Annotated in this window: 22 protein-coding genes and 1 pseudogene; 19 read left to right on the top strand and 4 right to left on the bottom strand. The window is 56.8% G+C overall.

The genetic code is table 11. The features are described from left to right. Positions 1 to 128 (bottom strand): protein-L-isoaspartate O-methyltransferase (locus AAF465_16410; protein MEM7084312.1); only part of this gene is annotated, 128 nt, incomplete at its 3' end. Here AAF465_16410 and AAF465_16405 point away from each other — a divergent pair. From AAF465_16405 to AAF465_16395, 3 genes are read left to right on the top strand one after another with little or no spacing between them, the layout of a single operon-like run. Further along, the gene (locus tag AAF465_16405; protein MEM7084311.1) at positions 72 to 572 is read left to right on the top strand and encodes a protein-L-isoaspartate(D-aspartate) O-methyltransferase; all 501 of its coding nucleotides are present in this window, start codon (positions 72 to 74) and stop codon (positions 570 to 572) included. The genes AAF465_16410 and AAF465_16405 overlap by 57 nt on opposite strands. Then, a complete protein-coding gene (locus AAF465_16400; GenBank protein MEM7084310.1) occupies positions 569 to 1,150 on the top strand; it encodes a YqaA family protein in 582 nt (193 codons plus the stop codon). The genes AAF465_16405 and AAF465_16400 overlap by 4 nt, the downstream gene beginning before the upstream one ends. A 40-nt stretch (positions 1,151 to 1,190) precedes the next feature. Next, complete coding sequence (locus AAF465_16395; GenBank protein ID MEM7084309.1) at positions 1,191 to 1,880, top strand: peptidoglycan DD-metalloendopeptidase family protein; 690 nt, start codon at positions 1,191 to 1,193, stop codon at positions 1,878 to 1,880. A 19-nt stretch (positions 1,881 to 1,899) separates the two neighbouring features. On the opposite strand, the gene AAF465_16390 is transcribed toward AAF465_16395, so the two are convergent. Next, entirely contained in the window at positions 1,900 to 2,268 is a 369-nt protein-coding gene (locus tag AAF465_16390) for an MTH938/NDUFAF3 family protein (protein MEM7084308.1), read from the bottom strand. A gap of 195 nt (positions 2,269 to 2,463) precedes the next feature. Between AAF465_16390 and recJ the strand changes: the two genes are divergently transcribed. Further along, entirely contained in the window at positions 2,464 to 4,230 is a 1,767-nt protein-coding gene (gene recJ, locus AAF465_16385) for a single-stranded-DNA-specific exonuclease RecJ (protein ID MEM7084307.1), read from the top strand. Positions 4,231 to 4,289: 59 nt separating this feature from the next. On the opposite strand, the gene AAF465_16380 is transcribed toward recJ, so the two are convergent. Then, positions 4,290 to 4,994, bottom strand: coding sequence for an OmpA family protein (locus AAF465_16380; GenBank protein MEM7084306.1), 705 nt, complete (start codon positions 4,992 to 4,994; stop codon positions 4,290 to 4,292). Positions 4,995 to 5,083: 89 nt separating this feature from the next. On the opposite strand from AAF465_16380, the gene prfB reads away from it, so the two are divergent. Together prfB and lysS are read left to right on the top strand one after the other, a co-directional pair. Beyond that, positions 5,084 to 6,185, top strand: a protein-coding gene (gene prfB / locus AAF465_16375; GenBank protein MEM7084305.1) for a peptide chain release factor 2 whose coding sequence is annotated in 2 segments (ribosomal slippage) — positions 5,084 to 5,161 and positions 5,163 to 6,185 — 1,101 coding nt in all. Because the reading frame shifts where the segments join, the coding sequence is not laid out codon by codon here. A gap of 87 nt (positions 6,186 to 6,272) precedes the next feature. Continuing rightward, entirely contained in the window at positions 6,273 to 7,766 is a 1,494-nt protein-coding gene (gene lysS, locus AAF465_16370) for a lysine--tRNA ligase (protein MEM7084304.1), read from the top strand. A gap of 60 nt (positions 7,767 to 7,826) precedes the next feature. Here lysS and AAF465_16365 read toward each other — a convergent pair whose 3' ends face one another. Beyond that, entirely contained in the window at positions 7,827 to 8,771 is a 945-nt protein-coding gene (locus AAF465_16365) for a hypothetical protein (protein ID MEM7084303.1), read from the bottom strand. A gap of 129 nt (positions 8,772 to 8,900) precedes the next feature. On the opposite strand from AAF465_16365, the gene AAF465_16360 reads away from it, so the two are divergent. The 13 genes and pseudogenes from AAF465_16360 (at position 8,901) to lepA (ending at position 18,551) form a co-directional block, all read left to right on the top strand. Then, entirely contained in the window at positions 8,901 to 9,170 is a 270-nt protein-coding gene (locus AAF465_16360; GenBank protein MEM7084302.1) for a succinate dehydrogenase assembly factor 4, read from the top strand. A 92-nt stretch (positions 9,171 to 9,262) separates the two neighbouring features. Beyond that, positions 9,263 to 9,652, top strand: a complete 390-nt coding sequence (sdhC, locus tag AAF465_16355; GenBank protein ID MEM7084301.1) for a succinate dehydrogenase, cytochrome b556 subunit — start codon at positions 9,263 to 9,265, stop codon at positions 9,650 to 9,652. After that, on the top strand, positions 9,649 to 10,038 hold the full coding sequence (gene sdhD, locus AAF465_16350; protein MEM7084300.1) for a succinate dehydrogenase, hydrophobic membrane anchor protein: 390 nt from the start codon (positions 9,649 to 9,651) through the stop codon (positions 10,036 to 10,038). Before sdhC ends, sdhD begins: the two co-directional genes overlap by 4 nt. A gap of 3 nt (positions 10,039 to 10,041) precedes the next feature. Further along, positions 10,042 to 11,829, top strand: coding sequence for a succinate dehydrogenase flavoprotein subunit (gene sdhA / locus AAF465_16345; GenBank protein ID MEM7084299.1), 1,788 nt, complete (start codon positions 10,042 to 10,044; stop codon positions 11,827 to 11,829). A gap of 151 nt (positions 11,830 to 11,980) precedes the next feature. Next, positions 11,981 to 12,760, top strand: coding sequence for a succinate dehydrogenase iron-sulfur subunit (locus AAF465_16340; protein ID MEM7084298.1), 780 nt, complete (start codon positions 11,981 to 11,983; stop codon positions 12,758 to 12,760). Between the two features lie 96 nt (positions 12,761 to 12,856). Next, positions 12,857 to 13,099 carry a succinate dehydrogenase assembly factor 2 gene (locus tag AAF465_16335; protein MEM7084297.1) on the top strand — a complete coding sequence of 81 codons (243 nt, stop codon included), beginning with the start codon at positions 12,857 to 12,859 and terminating at the stop codon, positions 13,097 to 13,099. Further along, on the top strand, positions 13,071 to 13,640 hold the full coding sequence (locus AAF465_16330) for a hypothetical protein (protein MEM7084296.1): 570 nt from the start codon (positions 13,071 to 13,073) through the stop codon (positions 13,638 to 13,640). Before AAF465_16335 ends, AAF465_16330 begins: the two co-directional genes overlap by 29 nt. Before the next feature lie 144 nt (positions 13,641 to 13,784). Next, positions 13,785 to 14,375, top strand: a complete 591-nt coding sequence (gene rpoE, locus AAF465_16325) for an RNA polymerase sigma factor RpoE (GenBank protein MEM7084295.1) — start codon at positions 13,785 to 13,787, stop codon at positions 14,373 to 14,375. After that, entirely contained in the window at positions 14,372 to 15,028 is a 657-nt protein-coding gene (locus AAF465_16320; protein MEM7084294.1) for a sigma-E factor negative regulatory protein, read from the top strand. Before rpoE ends, AAF465_16320 begins: the two co-directional genes overlap by 4 nt. 90 nt (positions 15,029 to 15,118) lie before the next feature. Beyond that, positions 15,119 to 16,099 carry a MucB/RseB C-terminal domain-containing protein gene (locus tag AAF465_16315; protein MEM7084293.1) on the top strand — a complete coding sequence of 327 codons (981 nt, stop codon included), beginning with the start codon at positions 15,119 to 15,121 and terminating at the stop codon, positions 16,097 to 16,099. Positions 16,100 to 16,146: 47 nt separating this feature from the next. Further along, positions 16,147 to 16,572: a SoxR reducing system RseC family protein gene (locus AAF465_16310; GenBank protein ID MEM7084292.1), complete on the top strand. Its 426-nt coding sequence runs from the start codon at positions 16,147 to 16,149 to the stop codon at positions 16,570 to 16,572. After that, a complete protein-coding gene (locus tag AAF465_16305) occupies positions 16,572 to 16,814 on the top strand; it encodes a glutaredoxin family protein (GenBank protein MEM7084291.1) in 243 nt (80 codons plus the stop codon). Before AAF465_16310 ends, AAF465_16305 begins: the two co-directional genes overlap by 1 nt. A 63-nt stretch (positions 16,815 to 16,877) precedes the next feature. Further along, positions 16,878 to 18,551 (top strand): annotated as a pseudogene (gene lepA, locus AAF465_16300) (translation elongation factor 4). The last annotated feature ends 148 nt before the right edge of the window (positions 18,552 to 18,699 follow it).

Below are 18,699 nucleotides of genomic sequence, written 5' to 3'. Positions count from 1 at the left end.
GTCTGGCCATGCCCTATCGGCAGCGCCGTGTCTTCATAAGCGCGTGTCGCGAGCGCTTCGTCGACGAACAAATGGCGAGGCACGTTGCGGATTCGATCCAGCACCGCCGGACCATTTCGCAGCCCTATGTGGTGGCCAGTATGACCGAAGCGCTGCTGCGCGACGGGCCGCTTAATAAAGTGCTCGAGGTGGGCACCGGTTGCGGTTATCAAACCGCCGTTCTCGCGCCGCTCGTGAATATGATTTACAGCATCGAACGGATTAAGCCGTTGGCGGATCGTGCCCGTATGTTGTTACGCGAAATGGGTATTCGCAACGTACGCTTGAGTCACGGCGACGGATGGGAAGGTCTGCCCCGATTCCAGCCTTTTGATGGCATCCTGGTCGCTGCGGCACCACAAGAGATTCCGCAGGCGCTTCTTGGGCAGCTCGCGCAAGGGGGGAGAATGGTGATTCCCGTCGGCCCCAGTCGTGATCAAGAGCTAGTGCTGTTGACGCGCAAAGGCGACACTTTTGAACGAGAGGTACTCGAAAACGTGCGCTTTGTGCCGTTGTTGGAAGGACTGCAATGACCTCTCCGTTTGCTTGGATTTATGACAAGGTACTGATTTGGTCTCAGCATCCGAAAGCGCCTTGGTATCTGGGTGCGGTCAGTTTTTCTGAATCGTCGTTCTTTCCGATTCCACCCGATGTCATGCTCGCTCCCATGACGCTGGCCAAACCGGATCGGTGGTTTCGCTTCGCACTGATTACCACGCTTGCGAGCGTTCTGGGTGGCATATTGGGGTATTTTATCGGTGTGTTTGGGATCGATCAGATTACGCCGTTGCTCGAAAAGTGGGGTTACCTCGATGGCCTTAATCGAGCGCGCGAGTGGTTTGCCGAATACGGTTTCTGGGCCGTTTTTATTGCCGGTTTCTCGCCCATCCCCTATAAAGTATTCACGATCGCTGCGGGCGCAACGGGCATGCTGTTCCCGGTGTTTGTAGCGGCGTCGTTTGTAGGACGCGGTGCACGCTTTTTCTTGGTCGCCGGTTTGGTTCGAGTAGGCGGCGCGCCGTTCGAGGCGCAGATTCGCAAGCACATCGATTTGCTTGGTGTATTGGCGATTGTGGCGATCGTCATTCTTGTAGTGGTGCTCAAACATTAAGCCGCATGTCTATGGCTGGGCGATGGGTGTTTACCGGGGAATGACGCAGCCCGATCCGACGAACGGCCCACCGGCATTTCCAACGCGGTTGATGATCGTCGTCACTCTGATGGTGATTTCAGGCTGCGTGGCCAATCCCTTGCGCTGGGACCCCGACACCCATATCGTACAAACCGGCGAAACGCTCGCGGTAATCGCGCTGCGTTACGAGCTCAGTGTGCGAGATCTCGCCGCTTGGAACCGCTTGACCAATCCCGATAAAATCTGGCCCGGGCAGCGACTGCGCATAACGCGTCCCGACGACTGGGGACGTTCTGCCCCCGCTACGGCGAGCACAACGGTACCGACCAAACCGGCGCCAACGAGGTGGTTTTGGCCCGCCGAAGGCCAGCTCGTACCCAATCGTAACCATGCGGGTGTTGGCGATGGCATCAACGTGAGCAACCGCCTCGGGTCGCCTATTTTTGCGACCGCAGACGGTAAGGTGGTGTATAGCGGTACGGGTCTGACCGGTTATGGCAAGTTGATCATCATTAAGCACAACGAGCGTTTTCTTAGTGCGTATGGTTACAACCATGCGTTGCTCGTCAAAGAGGGTGAACAGGTAAAAGGCGGGCAGCGCGTTGCCACGATGGGGGTTGGACCAAACAAAATGCCGATGCTGCATTTTGAAATTCGTCGTGACGGCAAACCGGTTAAGCCGCTCGACTATCTTTCGCCTAAGCCCTGAAGATCGACCCGATACGCGGTTACGACAGAATGAGCGCCGCGACGACTTTACGATGCTCATGAACGAGCAGGTTGTACGTGCGGCACGCGGCCTCCGTATTCATGACTTCCACACCGATTTGGCGAGCATACAGTGATTCAAGCTGTGAGGGTTGAGGAAAAACCAGCTCCGTGCCGGTGCCCAGCAGAATAATCTCGGGCCGAGCGTCGAGCGCCACTTGCCAAAGATCGCTGTTGATGTCCCCGACGTTGTTGACGGGCCATGGGGTCATGGCGTCGGCGCTCAGAATCAGGCTGCCGGTAATGGTGGCTTCATCGACGCGAATCGCACCGTCATCGAGGCCGGTGATCAAATGTACATTGTTGGTAGTGTCTTTGATAAATTGCATAGTGAGTTTTGCAACCGCACGGTACACGCCGCTTACGCTACCTTTTTTTCGCCATACAGGGCAAGTGAATAGTCACTGCGTGCGTTACGGTCAGCACCTGTTCCGGTTTGGGTGAGCGGCATGTGGTCAACGCGACTGGCTGTATTCGTGCAGTGGATAGAGGCGCAGCACGGGATGTGAACGCTCGGAGACGTCATGATACCGACAATTAAACAACGCGCTCAGTGCGCGCCTACGCGTGACGCGGCTATGGCGGCCGGTTATGACGAGTTCATTGCGCGTATTATTGCGGCGCGTGTCAGCAATGCCGACGCCGATTTCTCGGCGCTCATGGCGCCATCACTTCGACACCTTGATCAGCCGCTATTGTTGCCCGACATGTCGCGTGCCGGTGAGCGGCTCGCCGACGCGATCATGCGCGGCGAAAAAATCGGTGTGGTCACCGATTACGACGTGGATGGCATCACGTCGCACACACTGATTCGTGAGGCGCTTGTGCAGGACTTCGGTGTGCCCGAAGAACGGGTAAGTGGCTTTATTGGGCATCGTCTCACCGAAGGTTATGGCTTGAGCGACGCGGTCTGTGAGCGCGTGCTCGCGGTACTGCCCGATGTCGTCATCACCGCTGACTGCGGCAGCGCCGATGAAGCGCGTATTGCTCGTCTTCACCAGGTCGGCATCGATGTCATCGTGACCGATCACCATGGTATACCAGCCGGTGGCGTGCCCAAATCCGCGTACGCGACGGTAAGTCCGGCGCGCGAAGACAGCGACTACCCCGATGTCGCCATTGCCGGATGCACGGTCGCTTGGTTATTAATGTCGGTGTTGCGTCAGGTACTCATTGATCGTCACCACCTAGCCTCCGATGTGCCGAAACTCATGCGGCATCTGGATTTGGTGGGTTTGGGTACCGTAGCCGATGCGGTGAGTTTGTTCAGTCACAATAACCGTGCGCTGGTCTCGGCGGGTTTAGCGGTGTTGAATCAACGGGCACGTCCTTGCTGGCAGGCACTCGTTGAGCTGCTTGATCGTCACGAACAACCGTTTCGTGTCGACGATTTGGGTTTTCAGATTGGTCCCCGCATCAATGCGAGAGGGCGTATGGACGACCCCTTTGCAGCCTGGCACTTTCTCGCTGCTGGCACACTTATCGAGGCGCGAAAGTGGCTAAAAACACTCGATGACAACAACCAGCAGCGCCGCGCGACGGAGAAAAACATGGTGGCGGTTGCCCGCGAGCGCGTGAACACCCAATTACAGGAGAGCGATCAAACAGTAGTGGTGTTTGATGAGGCGTTTCACCCCGGCGTGCAGGGCATTGTGGCGTCGCGCCTGCTCGAACGATTTGGTCGTGTCACCGCGGTGTGCAGCCCGAGCAATGAGCCAGGCTTGGTTAGCGGTTCATTGCGTTCCATTCCCGAGGTCAATGTGAGCGCCGCGCTCAAATGGGTTGATGCGCAAAGCCCGGGGTTGCTATTGCGGTTCGGTGGACACCCCGCCGCTGCGGGCATCACACTCGAGGCGACCGAGTTACCGTCGTTTCGGCGGGTGTTTGCTGACGCGGTCAAAGAGCAGTTGGGGCAGACTCAACTGCGTCCCGTCGTGCAGACCGATGGCGAGCTCGACGAGATGATGCTGTCATTGGACACGTGGCAGGCTCTTCAGGCACTCGCACCATTCGGTCGGGGTTTCGAAAAGCCCGTATTCGATGGCGAGTTTCAATTGACGGGCCTAAAAGCGGTAGGTGCCGAGCCGCTGCATTTGTCCCTCAACCTTCGTGTCGGATCGACGTCATTACGCGGCATCTGGTTTAACGCACTGCCGGAGCGCACGGCGACGTGGCCCATCGCGATGGGCGAGCGCATTCGTTGTGTGTATGAGCTAGAACCCGACACGTGGCGGGGTGGGTCGGCGATGCAGCTGGTCGTGCGCCACGCCGAGCGTCTGATGCCGGCTTAACGGGGTGCGCCCCAGTGTGAGGCTGACTGGATGGCGGTTGGTTGCGCCCCATGCGGTGTTTAGGGGGAGCGAAGCTTGAGCACCACGCGGCGGTTGATGGCGCGCCCGGCAGCTGAGTCGTTGGAGGCGATGGGTTCCTCCTCGCCGTAACCTCGGGAGCTCAGCCGAGTGCGCGCGATGCCGATGGTCTCCAAATAGCGTCGCACTGAGTCCGCGCGCTGTTGGCTCAGCGTTCGATTTCGCCCCGCGTCGCCTCGGCTATCGGTGTAACCTGCCACCTCGATAAGCAGCTCCGGGTATTTGTCCAGTGTGTTCGCCGCGCGATCTAGGACCCCTCGCGCACGCCGATTGAGTGTGGACGAGCCTTTCGCAAATTGCAGTCCCGGCAGACGTAATTCGTCACCGAGCGGGCAGCCGGTGGCATCGGCATGAACGCCTTCGCGGCTGTTGGGACAGGCGTCGCGAAAGTCGACCACTCCATCGCCGTCGCTGTCGTGGGCGCACCCATCGATGTTCACCGCTACGCCGAGCGTGCTTTGCGCGCATTGATCGTTGAAATCCACGACGCCGTCTCGGTCTCCGTCAAATTCACACCCGCGCGCGTCAACCTGCGCCCCAGCATTAGAGTGGGGGCACTGATCATGACGATTCTTGACGCCGTCCGCATCGTGATCCGCCCACGTTGGCACCGCGAAGACGAGTAAAACAAGTGTGCCCAAACGGGCGAAAACGCGAAGAGCCGGGCGGCCGAGTGTGAAGGGCATGAGCATTCGTATCCTGTGACGATACCGCATGGTAACATTGCGCGCTTTGTACGTAGAGATCAACGACTAGACCGTCGCCGAGATGCATCATGAGCCTCGAAACCAACGCACTCAAAACCCGCATAAAAGAACTCAGCGAGCGCACGCAGGCGCTGAGGGGGTATCTTTGACGTCGATATCAAGCAAGAGCGCCTGACCGAAGTCGAACGCGAACTCGAGTCGCCTGAAATCTGGAATGATCCCGAGCGAGCGCAAGAACTGGGCAAAGAGCGCGCGCGTCTGGCCAATGTGGTCGAAACGGTCGTTTTGCTGACCAGTCGGCTTGGTGATGCGGGGGAATTACTGGAGTTGGCAGCAGACGAAAACGACGCGGATACGGTCAGCGAGATCGAATCCGACTGCGATACGCTGCAGACACAACTGGAAAAGCTCGAATTCCAGCGCATGTTTTCTGGTGAGATGGATGCGAGCGCCGCCTTTGTCGATATTCAGAGCGGCTCGGGCGGTACAGAGGCGCAAGATTGGGCCGAGATGTTGCTGCGCATGTACCTTCGTTGGGGTGAGCAGCGCGAGTTCGACACGGAGCTCATCGAGGTGTCGGCCGGCGAAGTGGCCGGTATAAAGAGCGCCACCATTCGCGTGAGCGGTGAATACGCGTTTGGCTGGTTGCGCACAGAAACCGGCGTGCACCGCTTGGTTCGAAAATCGCCGTTCGATTCAGGTAACCGTCGGCATACGTCCTTCGCGGCGGTATTTGTTTCGCCGGAAGTCGACGATGACATCGATATTGATATCAATCCGGCCGATCTGCGCATCGACGTGTATCGTGCCAGTGGTGCAGGCGGGCAGCACGTGAATCGGACTGAATCGGCGGTGCGCATCACGCACGAGCCTAGTGGCATCGTCGTTCAGTGTCAGAATGATCGCTCTCAACATAAGAACAAAGCCACGGCCATGAAACAGCTGAAGGCAAAGCTTTATGAGCGCGAGGTACAGGCACGAAATTCGCAGGCTCAACAAGTCGAAGACGCGAAATCTGACATCGGCTGGGGCAGCCAGATTCGGTCCTATGTGTTGGACCAGTCACGCATCAAAGACTTGCGTACCGGCGTTGAAACCGGCAATACACAGGCGGTCCTCGATGGCGATCTCGATCGTTTTATTGAAGCCAGCCTCAAGCATGGCCTGTGAAACCCTTAAGGTTACAGAGCGCACGTGCTAAAACTATCGTGTAAAACGATACTTCGAATTCAACCCTAAATGGATAGCTAACCCTCCATGAGTGCACAAGAAGAGAACCGTCTCATCGCTGAACGACGTAGCAAACTGCATGCCCTGCAGGAAACCGGCATTGCGTATCCCAATGATTTTCGACGCGATGCGGTGGCGCGTCAGCTTCATGCCACCTATGACGAGCATGATCGAGAAGCGCTTGAAGAACTGGATGTCACGGTCCACATAGCCGGTCGGATGATGGCCAAACGCATCATGGGAAAAAGCAGTTTTGCCGAGATTCAAGATGGCAGCGGCCGCATCCAGATTTTTGCTAATCCCAAACGCGTCTCGGACGAAGTCTATGAGGCGTTTAAGCATTGGGATGTCGGCGATATTGTTGGCGCATCGGGATCGTTGTTCAAAACGCGCACTGGCGAACTGACGGTTAACGTCACCGAGCTGCGGCTGCTAACCAAGTCATTGCGACCCTTGCCTGAAAAATACCACGGCATGAGTGATACGGAGCTGCGCTATCGTCAGCGCTATGTTGACCTCATTATGAACGACGACAGTCGCGCCGTATTTATGCTACGTAGTCGACTCATTACCCATACCCGCGCGTTTTTGGAGTCGCTGGGATTCTTGGAAGTGGAAACGCCCATGATGCACAGCATCGCCGGTGGTGCCGCCGCTAAGCCATTCATCACCCACCACAACGCGCTTGATATGCCATTGTTTTTGCGTGTGGCCCCGGAGCTGTTTTTAAAGCGTCTGGTTGTTGGTGGCATCGAGCGTGTGTATGAAATCAATCGCAATTTTCGCAATGAAGGCTTGTCTACCCGACACAACCCCGAATTTACAATGATGGAGTTGTATTGGGCCTACGCGGATTTCAACGATTTGATGAATTTGATCGAGACGCTGTTTCGCAGTCTGGCCGACACGCTGTGCAACACTCGCCAGATCACGTACCAAGGCGAAACGATCGACTTTGAGCCCACCTTTGCGCGCCTGTCTGTGGAGGAAGCGATACGGCACTACAACGCCGATCTGGATGATTCTAAACTACGCGATCGTGACTACCTGGCGTCGGTGTGCGAGCGCCTTGGTATTCACGTTGAGCCTCATTACGGTGCGGGTAAGCTGCAGATTGAAATTTTTGAAAAAACAGCGGAAGAGAAACTCATCGCGCCAACGTTTATCACGCAGTATCCGACCGAAGTGTCGCCGCTATCACGTCGCAATGACGCGGATCCATTTGTCACTGACCGCTTCGAGTTCTTCGTCACCGGTCGCGAATTGGCGAACGGCTTCTCTGAACTCAATGACTCAGAGGATCAGGCTGAGCGTTTCGCTGAGCAAATGCGCAGCAAAGAGGCGGGTGATGATGAAGCCATGCCCTACGATCATGACTATATTCGCGCGCTGGAATATGGCATGCCGCCCACCGCGGGGCTGGGTGTTGGTATTGATCGCACGGTAATGCTGTTCGCCGATGCGGCATCGATACGCGACGTGCTGCTGTTTCCACACATGCGCCCCGAAGATTTTGGCTAGCAGAGGCTGACTGTTACCGCCCGTTCCCGTTTTCGGTTGTGGGGTGCTGAACGCTTTGCGTTAGATCGTGTAGGGCAGTGGCCAGTGAGCAAGTCCCTGATCGTGGCATGTGAGCGTCGCGTCGGGCGCAAACGCTGATTCTTTTACCACGGCCAAAAGGCCAACTCGCTGGTCGGTAATCGCGGCGGACTCGACGACCAGACCGGCTTGGCTACCGTCCTGAGTGAATACTGGGTCGCCAGGCGCCACGGTGGCCGTTGTCTCTACCCAGAATCGGCGCAGCCGACGTTTCACGCTGCCGCGATGATGAACGCGCGCGATGATCTCCTGTCCGGTGTAACACCCCTTGGTCACACTCACTCCATCGAAGGCATCAATGTTGAGCATCTGCGGGATGTGTTCGAGCGCGGTGTGTGTGGTTGGCGGTGCGATGGCGGCGAGCACATGCGCCAGTGCGATCGGGTGATCGGTGTCATCCACGGTCAAACGATCGGGATCGACCGTCACCAGTTCCACGTTGTCGAGGTCGCCAATAAGCCACCGGGGTCGCAGTCGCAATGTCGTCGAGTTGGCTGTGCAGGTACCGATGGCCAGGGCGTCGGAGGTGGCGCGCAACAGGACCACGGGATGGTCTGACCATGCCCCAAGCGTGACTTTTGAGCGCAAAATATAACGCGAGAGCGTGTCCGTCACGGTCTGTACGAGGGTCTGCGGCATGACCAAAGCGAACGCTGTATCGTCGGTTCGCGCCACATCCATTTGCGCAATAACGCGACCTTTGGGATTGCACAGCGCACTTGTCGCGCAGTCGCCGACGGCGAGTGACGCGATGTCCGCTGTGAATTGTCCGTGAAGAAACGCGCTCGCGTCCTCCCCTTTGACACCCAGTGCCGCGTAACCCATTGGCTCGCTTGCCGAACGGTCCAACGCTTCTTGGACGCCAAAGCTCTTGGCCTGTGTGTAGAGGAGCGAATCGGTGTCGTCAGGGAATGGCGGAAAGTGCATGGTGTGACGAAGTTCTCAGCGGGACGATAAACGATGTAAATTTACACAAACAAGGCGCTTAAGCAATTGCTAATCGGCGGGTAAGTCGTCAAAATACAGGTATTGGATCAACGGCGGAACCCAGTCCAGATGTCTGACACACCCCGAAGAACCGACCCCGAACGTCCGGCGGACGCTGACACTCGCCAGACGGCTCAAACCACGCCGGAAACGGCGGGTTCGGAGACGGATTCTTCCACGCGTCCACCTGAGGATATCGACCGAGCCGCGGCCGCGTCTGACCACGCGACCGATGAGTCATCGGCGAATGAACGACCGAAGGAAATCGGCGGCCGTGATGGCCCTGATCCGGTGCGGTATGGCGATTGGGAAAAAGGCGGCCGCTGCATAGACTTTTAGTCGCACTATCGGCAATTCAACATGATCATCATCTGTACACGAACTTATCTGTGCCCTGAGAGCGGGCGCCGGCCATGTCCTGGAGCGCAGCGATGAACGATAATCGACCGCTCTCGCCGCACTTGACCATTTACCGGCCGCAAATCACGTCGGTTCTTTCCATTATGCACCGTGGTACCGGCATTGTGCTGAGTCTGAGTGTGTTGCTCTTGGTGCTTTGGATTAGCGCGCTGTCCTCCGGTCCCGAGACGTTTGCCAAGGCGCAGGCGCTGACCGGACACCCGTTCATTCAGCTCGTTATGTTTGGTGGCGTATTCAGTTTTTTTTATCACCTATGCAATGGCGTACGTCATTTGTTTTGGGACATGGGCAAAGGCCTCACGATCGAGTCGACCTACCGCAGTGGTTGGATGGTCGTGATCGCCTCACTTGTGCTGTCTTCCAGCGTGTTTGCCTACGCGATTCTCGGTAGCGCATCATGACGCGCAAGACACCGCTAGGCCGCGTTAAGGGCCTTGGCTCCGCAAAGTCGGGAAGCGGTCACTGGTGGAGTCAGCGCATGAGTGCGGTGGCGCTGCTGCCGCTGGGCGCGTGGCTCATTTTGTCGCTGGCGAGGCTGGTCCACCGTGGCGCCACGGACTACGGTAGTCTGGTTGTGTGGGTGCAGGAACCGTTCAACGCCATGATGCTTGTCGCCACACTGCTGGTCGTGTTGTATCACTCGCAGCTCGGCGTGCAAGTGGTGCTGGAAGACTACGCGGCAGAGGGCGCCTCGCGCGTGGGCAGCCTAATGGTACAGAAATTTCTTCACCTCATTATCGCAGTGATCGGTGTCTTCTCTGTTCTCAAGATTGCATTTGGGGCTTAACACATGAGCAGCAGTTACGAATTTGTCGATCATACCTACGACGTCGTTGTCGTGGGGGCGGGTGGTGCCGGGCTACGCGCCACGCTCGGTCTGGCCGAAGCCGGTCTGAGCACGGTATGCATCACCAAAGTGTTCCCCACACGCAGCCACACGGTCGCGGCGCAAGGTGGCATTAGCGCCGCGTTGGGCAACATGGGCGAAGACAACTGGCGTTGGCACATGTACGACACCGTTAAGGGGTCGGACTGGCTAGGCGATCAGGACGCGATCGCCTACATGTGTCGTGAGGCACCGTCAGCCGTGATCGAACTTGAGCATTACGGCGTGCCGTTTTCCCGCACCGAAGAAGGCCGCATTTACCAGCGCCCCTTTGGCGGCATGACGACGCATTTTGGTGAAGGCACGGCGGAGCGCACCTGCGCCGCGGCCGACCGCACCGGGCACGCGATGCTTCACACGCTCTACCAGCAGAGCCTTAAAAACAACGCAGAGTTTCACATTGAGTTTTTCGCCATCGATCTGATCATGGAAAACGGTGAATGCCGCGGCGTCGTCGCGCTCAACATGGCCGATGGCACGTTGCACCGCTATCGAGCACACAAGGTCATATTGGCCACAGGCGGCTACGGTCGGGCGTATTTTTCGTGCACATCGGCACACACGTGTACTGGCGACGGTAATGCCATGGTGATGCGGGCAGGATTGCCGCTTCAAGACATGGAATTTGTGCAGTTTCACCCAACTGGTATCTACGGGGCAGGGTGCCTCATTACTGAGGGCGTGCGCGGCGAAGGCGGCATACTGAAGAATTCTGAGAACGAGCGCTTCATGGAGCGTTATGCGCCAAACGCGAAAGACTTGGCTTCGCGCGATGTCGTGAGTCGTTCCATGACCATGGAAATCCGCGAGGGTCGCGGCGTGGGTGAAGAGCAGGATCATATTTATCTTCACCTCGAACACCTTGGCCCTGAAGTGATTCATGAACGCCTGCCCGGGATTGCCGAAACCGCCAAGATTTTTGCCGGCGTTGATGTCTCCAAGGCGCCGATTCCGGTGCTTCCCACTGTTCACTACAACATGGGTGGCGTGCCGACGCTGTACAACGGCGATGTCGTCACTTCGCGCAACGGCGATCCCGATACCGTGGTGCCGGGTCTGATGGCGGTTGGCGAAGCGGCGTGCGTATCGGTGCACGGCGCGAATCGACTCGGATCGAACTCACTGCTCGACCTGGTGGTCTTTGGTCGGGCTGCGGCGCGACATTGCCAAGAAACGGTGAAGCCCAATCAACGACATCGACCTTTGGCGGACAACGCCGGTGACGTGGCGCTAGCCAGACTCGATAAGTTCCGCCATGCAAGCGGCGCGACGTCGACCGCCGATATCCGGCTCGATATGCAAAAAACCATGCAAAACCATGCGGCCGTTTTTCGCACGCAGGAATCGCTCGACGAAGGCGTTGACAAGATGGCGGGGGTGTATGAGCGCTTTGCCGATGTCAAAGTGGCTGATCGATCATTGATCTGGAATACCGACCTGATTGAAACCCTCGAGCTCGATAATTTGCTTGGTCAAGCCGTTGCGACCGTCGCCTCGGCAGCGAATCGGAAAGAGAGTCGCGGTGCCCAGGCGCGCGAGGACTTCCCGGATCGCGATGACGAAAATTGGATGAAACACACGCTTTCGTGGGTTGACGAGTCCGGCGGCATACGGTTTGAATATCGCCCGGTGCATATGGATACCGACACCGACGAAGTCGATTCTATTCCACCCAAGGCGCGCGTGTATTAAGGAAAAGGACGGCCGAGGTCGACGACGTTGACGGCGCGACACGCGTGCCGGATTCGCGTTTCGATCCAGTTGGTCGATAGAACAGTACGATACAACAATGCGGTTGACGGTGATGTTTGCATCACTCTGACCGTTTTAACGAGGTTTACCGATGGCTGAATTTCGCCTGCCCATTAACTCTCGAATGACCAAAGGCAAGACCTTTGAGGCATCTACGCAAGGCCGTGTTCGCACGTTTCGCATCTACCGTTACGATCCGGACAGCGGCGACAATCCGCGTATTGACTCGTACGAGTTGGATCTCGATCGATGCGGTCCGATGGTGCTGGATGCACTCATCAAAATTAAGAACGAAGTGGATTCCTCCCTCACGTTCAGGCGGTCTTGTCGAGAAGGCATCTGCGGGTCGTGTGCCATGAATATTGATGGTGTTAACACCTTGGCCTGCACCAAAGATTTGGATGAAATTAAGGGCGACATTAAAATCTATCCGTTGCCTCACATGCGGGTGGTCAAAGATCTTGTGCCGGATATGACGCACTTCTATGCCCAGTACGCCTCAATAAAGCCGTGGCTTCAGTCGGATACGCCCGCGCCGCCAGATCGTGAGCGATTTCAGGCCAAAGAAGATCAGCAGCTTATCGATGAGCCATCGGCGTGTATTTTGTGTGCCTGTTGCTCAACAAGCTGTCCAAGCTACTGGTGGAACAGTGATCGGTATCTTGGGCCGGCCATATTGTTGCAAGCCTATCGTTGGATTGTGGACACGCGTGATGAAGCCACGGGCGAGCGGCTCGACAACCTGGAAGATCCGTTCCGAATCTATCGGTGCCACACCATCATGAATTGCACCAACACGTGTCCAAAGGGACTCAACCCCGCACGCGCCATCGCCGAAACTAAAAAGCTCATTGGTGCGCGCGGTCATTAGTGTGTGTCGGTTGATGTGATCACAGACTTCGTAGCGCGCGCCTAACCGGTTCGCCGCGAGTAAAACGTCGAGCGGTCGGTGCACGGAGAGATTCTCATGGGACTAGACGCGGAAATGGGCCGACTCAAATGGCGGTGTCGTCGCGGTATGCGTGAGTTGGACAAGGTCACAGAAGGGTATCTTCTCAAGCATTATGTAGACGCCACTCCCTCTCAGCGTCGCGCCTTTCAACATCTTCTCGCGCTGCCCGATCCTGAGTTGCTCGCGCTCATTTATCAATACACCACAGCCGACGACACCGACATCGCCCATGTCTTGGCTGCCATGCGTCGACTCTAAGCCGTATCCACTCGCGGTACCGATGGTCGCGAGGGCGTTATTGGTCGCCGTTCACGGCCTGGTGCTCGCCGTGTTGCCGTTTCTTGATTTGCCGCCGGAAGGGATTGCCTTGAGCGTGATCTGGGTGGCGCGAAGCGCAAGCGCGACGCGTCGGATGCTTCGGCGTCAGCAGCGCGGGCAGATCGCTCTGGATGAAAAAGGGCGATTGAGGGTGACCGAGCGCCCGATTTTTGCGCGAGCGCGCACGCCGCTGGGGCGCCAGCGCAACGATTCTGAGGCGGCGGTCGCACGCACACATAATCGGTCGGTTAAGTACGAAAATAGGCGGAGCTGGAATTCGGTCGGTGACGCCCGTGGCGACTACACCGTTAGTCGTAGTGTTGAGGGGCCAGGTTGCATCGCCATAAAGCTACGACAAGAGCACGGCAAGCACCTGGAAATCTTGGTTTTTTACCGATATGATCAGCGCCAGTTTTACGCTCGTCTCAGACGGTTTTTACACGTTCAGCGACGGCTGAATACGACTCACTTCGTGCTTTGAACGACACCGATTCAACGGGCGTCGAATGCACTCAACAGGACATCGAATGCGCGCTCATTTTTCAGTCACCAAACGCGAACTTTTGCCGCGACAACGAGTCTATCGTTGTGGCAGTAGGGTTGCTGCGAACACCGGTGTTACAGCATGAGTGAGCGCGCCAACGACCAGCTGCTGGTAGAGCGGGTACAACAGGGCGATAAGAAGGCGTTTGATATCCTGGTGCTGAAATATCAGCACAAAATCGTCAACTTGGTCATGCGCTATGTGCGCGATCAGGCCGAAGCGATGGATATCACTCAGGAAGCTTTCATTAAAGCGTACCGTGCTCTGCCGAAATTTCGTGGAGATAGTGCCTTTTACACGTGGCTCTATCGTATCGCGATTAACACCGCCAAGAATTTTCTGGTGGCCGCCAAACGGCGACCGTTGGATTACGATCTGGATTTGCAGGACCCGGAACAGTACGACATGCAGGCGAGACTGAAAGAAACCGACACTCCCGAGGGGCTGTTGCTCACCGAAGAGATTCGCGAAACGGTCATGGACGCCATCGATGCTTTGCCTGAAGACTTGCGAACCGCCATTCTCCTTCGGGAAATGGAAGGCATGAGTTACGAAGAAATCGCACAAACCATGGATTGCCCCGTGGGTACTGTGCGTTCACGAATATTCAGGGCACGAGAAGCCGTTGATAAACGACTTCGCCCAATTATGGCTGGAGGACTGGGCAAGTGAGCGACCCATTAAACCAACAAATTTCCGCTTTCCTCGATGATGAGCTGCCGCCTGAAGAGTGTGCGCTTTTACTGCGCCGGTTAGGTCAGGACGACGCACTGGGCGATACCGTGAATCGCTATGCGTTGATCGGCGACGCCATGCGCGGCGAATTACTGGCCGCTGATCGCCATGTTGTTGAGCGCATTCGCGCGGCGCTGATCGACGACGTGAGCCACGTCGAATCGACGGAGTCTGAACGCGTTGCATCTGGAGGTTGGCCAAGTTGGCTGCGACCCGTGAGTGGTTTAGCGGTGGCCGCCACCGTGGCGACGGTGGCGGTGCTGTCGGTGCAGGGGTTCAACCAAGCTGACAACACCGAATTTCCCGCCAATACCGTTGCCGACATTGCGGCGACCGACAGCGGCGCGCTGGTGCCGGTAAATGTGCCGCGCATCAAACTGCCGGATGTGCGTCCAGCCTCCGTGATGCCGCAAAGCCGTATGGATCAATATCTTCTCCGTCACCGCGGTTATGCCAACGGCTTCGGACGTCAGTCAGTGATGGGGATCCGAGATTTGGGTACCACGTTTACAATCACTGCGGTGCCAAGCGGAGAAGGGGCCAATGCCGACACCTCCGTGCCCACTCAGGACAACGCACCACCGAAGTAGTGGTCGAGCGTGTGAAACGAAGCTCAATAGATAACTGCCGGCCATGCACTCCGTACACTTCCCTCAATCGCGATTAAACGAGACACCACGATGACCCCGATTCCCACACGCACTTTGTCCAGGCAACTGGCCGGTGTGTTACTCGTCGCGACGGTGCTTGCTACATCGCATGCCGACGAAGCGGCCCGCCAGTGGTTTGAAAATATGGGGCGTGCGGTAGAGGCGCTGAATTATCGTGGTACGTTTGTGCACACGCTGCATGACCAGATCGAAACGATGGAAGTGCTGCACAAGTCAGTGGATGGCCATGTGTTTGAGCGTATGACCTCGTTGACCGGTCCGGCGCGCGAGTTCATTCGCAACGGCGAACAGATTCAGTGCATCTTGCAAGCGCGCAAAGAAGTCGTCGTGGACTTGTGGCAGGACCAAAACCCGCTCATGTCCTCCCTGCCGCACTACAGTGACGAGCTATCAAACTACTATCAATTCGAGCTCATCGAGGGATCAAAGCGAGTGGCCGGCCGTGAAACGGTTGGCATCGCGATCGTGCCGCGTGACGAGTATCGGTACGGCTATCGCCTATGGCTCGATCGGGAAACCGCCATGCCGCTGCTCAGTGATTCGGTTGACCGCCACGGCGAGCTCATTGAAACACTGCAATTCACAGCAATCGACTTTAATCCGACGTTTGGTGAAAACGCCTTCCAGTCGACCCTCAATACTCAGGATTTCAACTGGATTGAACCGGTCGGTAACGTTCAGTCGACGCGATTGAGTAACACCACGTGGCATGCAGCGGAGGTCCCGAGCGGCTTCTCGCTGTCGGTGTCGCGCATCGAAGACAATGGCGAGACCCGCGTCGAGCACCATGTGTATTCCGATGGTTTGGCGACGGTGTCCGTTTTTGCCGAACCTCGGGCACCCGGGCAGGCGGTGATGCGCGGTGCCACAAAACTGGGCGTGACCAATGCATTTGGCCGTCTGGAAGGGGATTTTCAGATTACGGTTGTGGGGGAAGTGCCGCCCGATACGGTCAAATTTATCGGTAACAGTTTCCGTCCCCGCAAGTAACACCCGCAACACTTGACGCCGTCCCGGCGAATCGGTGCAATAGCAGTATGCTTGTCGAATGCGCCACCATCACCTCGATCGATCGCGATGCCGTTACGCTCAAAAGCGTGCGCGGCACGGCTTGCGCCCGCTGCGCGCGTGGAGAAGGCTGTGGTGGTGGCGTGATCAGCCAGTTGGTGTTTCGCCGCCCGCCGGAACTCCAAATCGAGTTACCCAACGCGCAGACCTATTCGGTCGGACAGACGGTCGAGTTGGCGCTAGACAGTCGCGTGGTACTGGGCCAGGCGGCCCGTGTTTATTTGATACCCCTAGCCGCGCTGCTCGCGGGAGGGCTTGTCGGTCAGTGGTCTCTTGGTTCGGATCGAGGCGCGTTGCTGATGGCGCTGGTCGCGCTCGGTGCGTCCGTTGTCTGGTTACGCCTTAGGGCGAGTCGTCATCCGGTCACGCCGACGCTTCGCGTACTGGAGCACTGATGGCGACGCTCACGCTTTATAGTCGCCGCAGCTGCCCAGCCTGCGAAGAGATGATTGCTGAACTTGAATTTGCGCCGCTCGGCGCGGCCGTCGCGCTCGACGTGATCGATGTCGATTCTGACGCGCAGCTCGCGGCACAGTATGGCTGGCACGTGCCGGTTTTGCTGCTCGATGGCGACGAGGTGTGCCGCCACGAACTCGATCTCGAGGCGCTGCTTGCCCGACTCAACAAACCCGGTTAAATACGCGACGTTCGCCGCGCGAACCGTATATAATGCAGCCGCACTCGCCCGGCCTCGACATTCATGCAAAATATTCGAAACTTCTCCATCATCGCTCATATCGACCACGGCAAATCGACGCTGGCCGACCGCTTCATCCAGATTTGTGGCGGACTCAGTGAGCGTGAGATGTCGGAACAAGTGCTGGACAGCATGGATCTGGAGCGCGAGCGGGGCATCACCATCAAGGCGCAGAGCGTGTCACTCAATTACCGCGCCAACGATGGGCAAGACTATATGCTCAACTTTATCGATACGCCCGGCCACGTCGATTTTTCCTATGAAGTCTCGCGATCACTGGCCGCCTGCGAAGGCGCGCTGCTGGTCGTGGATGCGGCGCAGAGTGTCGAGGCGCAAAGTGTGGCGAATTGCTATACCGCCGTCGAGCAGGGGCTCGAGGTTATTCCGGTGCTCAATAAGATCGATCTCCCGGCCGCCGATGTGGATCGGGTGGTCAACGATATTGAAGAAATCATCGGCATCGACGCCGCCGATGCGCTCCATGTGAGTGCAAAAACCGGGCTTGGTGTCGAAGCACTGCTCGAGCAACTTGTGCACACCGTGCCACCCCCACAAGGAGACCCTGACGCCGCCTTGCAGGCACTCATTGTGGATTCCTGGTTCGACAATTACGTCGGCGTGGTGTCGCTTGTACGCGTGGTCAACGGCACGTTGCGAAAAGGACAAAAATTTCGGGTGATGTCGACCGGGCGAGATTACGTCGCCGATCGACTGGGCATTTTTTCACCCAAAATGATTGATCAAGACCAACTGGGTTGTGGCGAAGTGGGGTTTTTGATTTCCAGCATTAAGGAAATCAATGGCGCCCCCGTGGGCGATACCATTACCACGGAAAAGAATCCCGCGAGCGTACCATTGCCTGGTTTCGAAGAGGTTAAGCCTCGCGTATTTGCCGGTGTGTTTCCCATTCACAGCGACGATTACGCCAATTTTCGTGAGGCGCTCGAAAAACTCAAACTCAATGATGCGGCAATGTTCTTTGAGCCCGAAACATCCGCGGCCCTCGGATTGGGATTTCGCTGTGGGTTTCTGGGCATGCTGCACATGGAAATCGTGCAGGAGCGACTGGAGCGTGAATACAATCTCGAGTTGATCACCACCGCGCCAACCGTTATATATGAAGTACTCAAAACAGACGATACGGTCATTCAAATTGACAACCCTTCGGACTTGCCTGAACCAAACTATATCAGCGAAATTCGCGAGCCGATCATTGTGGCCACGGTGCTACTTCCTGATACCTATGTCGGCGCGGTGATGAAGTTGTGCATCGAGAAGCGCGGTGTTCAACGGAAGATGCAGTACCTTGGTAAGCAAGTTAGCATCGAATACGAATTACCGATGGCCGAAGTTGTGCTCGACTTTTTTGATCGACTCAAATCCTCGAGTCGTGGCTTTGCGTCTTTTGAGTATTCGTTTGAACGCTTTGATGCCGCGCCGCTAACGCGCCTGGATGTGTTGATTAACGGTGATCGAGTTGATGCGTTGTCCGTGATCGTTCATCGAGAAAACGCGCGAAATCGTGGCCGAGAATTAGTCGATCGACTGCGGGATATTATTCCGCGGCAAATGTTTGATGTGGCGATTCAGGCGGCAAGTGGTTCTCAAATTATCGCGCGCTCCACAGTTAAAGCCTTGCGTAAAAACGTGACCGCCAAGTGTTATGGCGGCGAGATACTAACGTCGTAAGCGTGCAAGAAATCCATACCCAGAATTAAGTCGCACAATAGGTCGTGTAAGAAAAGCTCTACGTTTGAAAACGTAATGTATCTAAAATTATTTCTTATACGACCCATAACCTAAGAAGTACCATGGACGCTTTATG

The organism is Pseudomonadota bacterium (genome assembly GCA_039028935.1).
Taxonomy (GTDB): Bacteria; Pseudomonadota; Gammaproteobacteria; order Steroidobacterales; family SZUA-146; genus SZUA-146.
This window is presented reverse-complemented; position numbering and strand designations above follow the sequence as displayed.

Bases quoted from the DNA above. Each gene is read 5' to 3' on its own strand.
- AAF465_16405 (MEM7084311.1), top strand. From the start codon at position 72: ATGGCGAGGCACGTTGCGGATTCGATCCAGCACCGCCGGACCATTTCG.
- AAF465_16400 (MEM7084310.1), top strand. From the start codon at position 569: ATGACCTCTCCGTTTGCTTGGATTTATGACAAGGTACTGATTTGGTCT.
- AAF465_16395 (MEM7084309.1), top strand. From the start codon at position 1,191: ATGACGCAGCCCGATCCGACGAACGGCCCACCGGCATTTCCAACGCGG.
- AAF465_16390 (MEM7084308.1), bottom strand. From the start codon at position 2,268: ATGCAATTTATCAAAGACACTACCAACAATGTACATTTGATCACCGGC.
- recJ (MEM7084307.1), top strand. From the start codon at position 2,464: ATGATACCGACAATTAAACAACGCGCTCAGTGCGCGCCTACGCGTGAC.
- AAF465_16380 (MEM7084306.1), bottom strand. From the start codon at position 4,994: ATGCCCTTCACACTCGGCCGCCCGGCTCTTCGCGTTTTCGCCCGTTTG.
- lysS (MEM7084304.1), top strand. From the start codon at position 6,273: ATGAGTGCACAAGAAGAGAACCGTCTCATCGCTGAACGACGTAGCAAA.
- AAF465_16365 (MEM7084303.1), bottom strand. From the start codon at position 8,771: ATGCACTTTCCGCCATTCCCTGACGACACCGATTCGCTCCTCTACACA.
- AAF465_16360 (MEM7084302.1), top strand. From the start codon at position 8,901: ATGTCTGACACACCCCGAAGAACCGACCCCGAACGTCCGGCGGACGCT.
- sdhC (MEM7084301.1), top strand. From the start codon at position 9,263: ATGAACGATAATCGACCGCTCTCGCCGCACTTGACCATTTACCGGCCG.
- sdhD (MEM7084300.1), top strand. From the start codon at position 9,649: ATGACGCGCAAGACACCGCTAGGCCGCGTTAAGGGCCTTGGCTCCGCA.
- sdhA (MEM7084299.1), top strand. From the start codon at position 10,042: ATGAGCAGCAGTTACGAATTTGTCGATCATACCTACGACGTCGTTGTC.
- AAF465_16340 (MEM7084298.1), top strand. From the start codon at position 11,981: ATGGCTGAATTTCGCCTGCCCATTAACTCTCGAATGACCAAAGGCAAG.
- AAF465_16335 (MEM7084297.1), top strand. From the start codon at position 12,857: ATGGGACTAGACGCGGAAATGGGCCGACTCAAATGGCGGTGTCGTCGC.
- AAF465_16330 (MEM7084296.1), top strand. From the start codon at position 13,071: ATGTCTTGGCTGCCATGCGTCGACTCTAAGCCGTATCCACTCGCGGTA.
- rpoE (MEM7084295.1), top strand. From the start codon at position 13,785: ATGAGTGAGCGCGCCAACGACCAGCTGCTGGTAGAGCGGGTACAACAG.
- AAF465_16315 (MEM7084293.1), top strand. From the start codon at position 15,119: ATGACCCCGATTCCCACACGCACTTTGTCCAGGCAACTGGCCGGTGTG.
- AAF465_16310 (MEM7084292.1), top strand. From the start codon at position 16,147: ATGCTTGTCGAATGCGCCACCATCACCTCGATCGATCGCGATGCCGTT.
- AAF465_16305 (MEM7084291.1), top strand. From the start codon at position 16,572: ATGGCGACGCTCACGCTTTATAGTCGCCGCAGCTGCCCAGCCTGCGAA.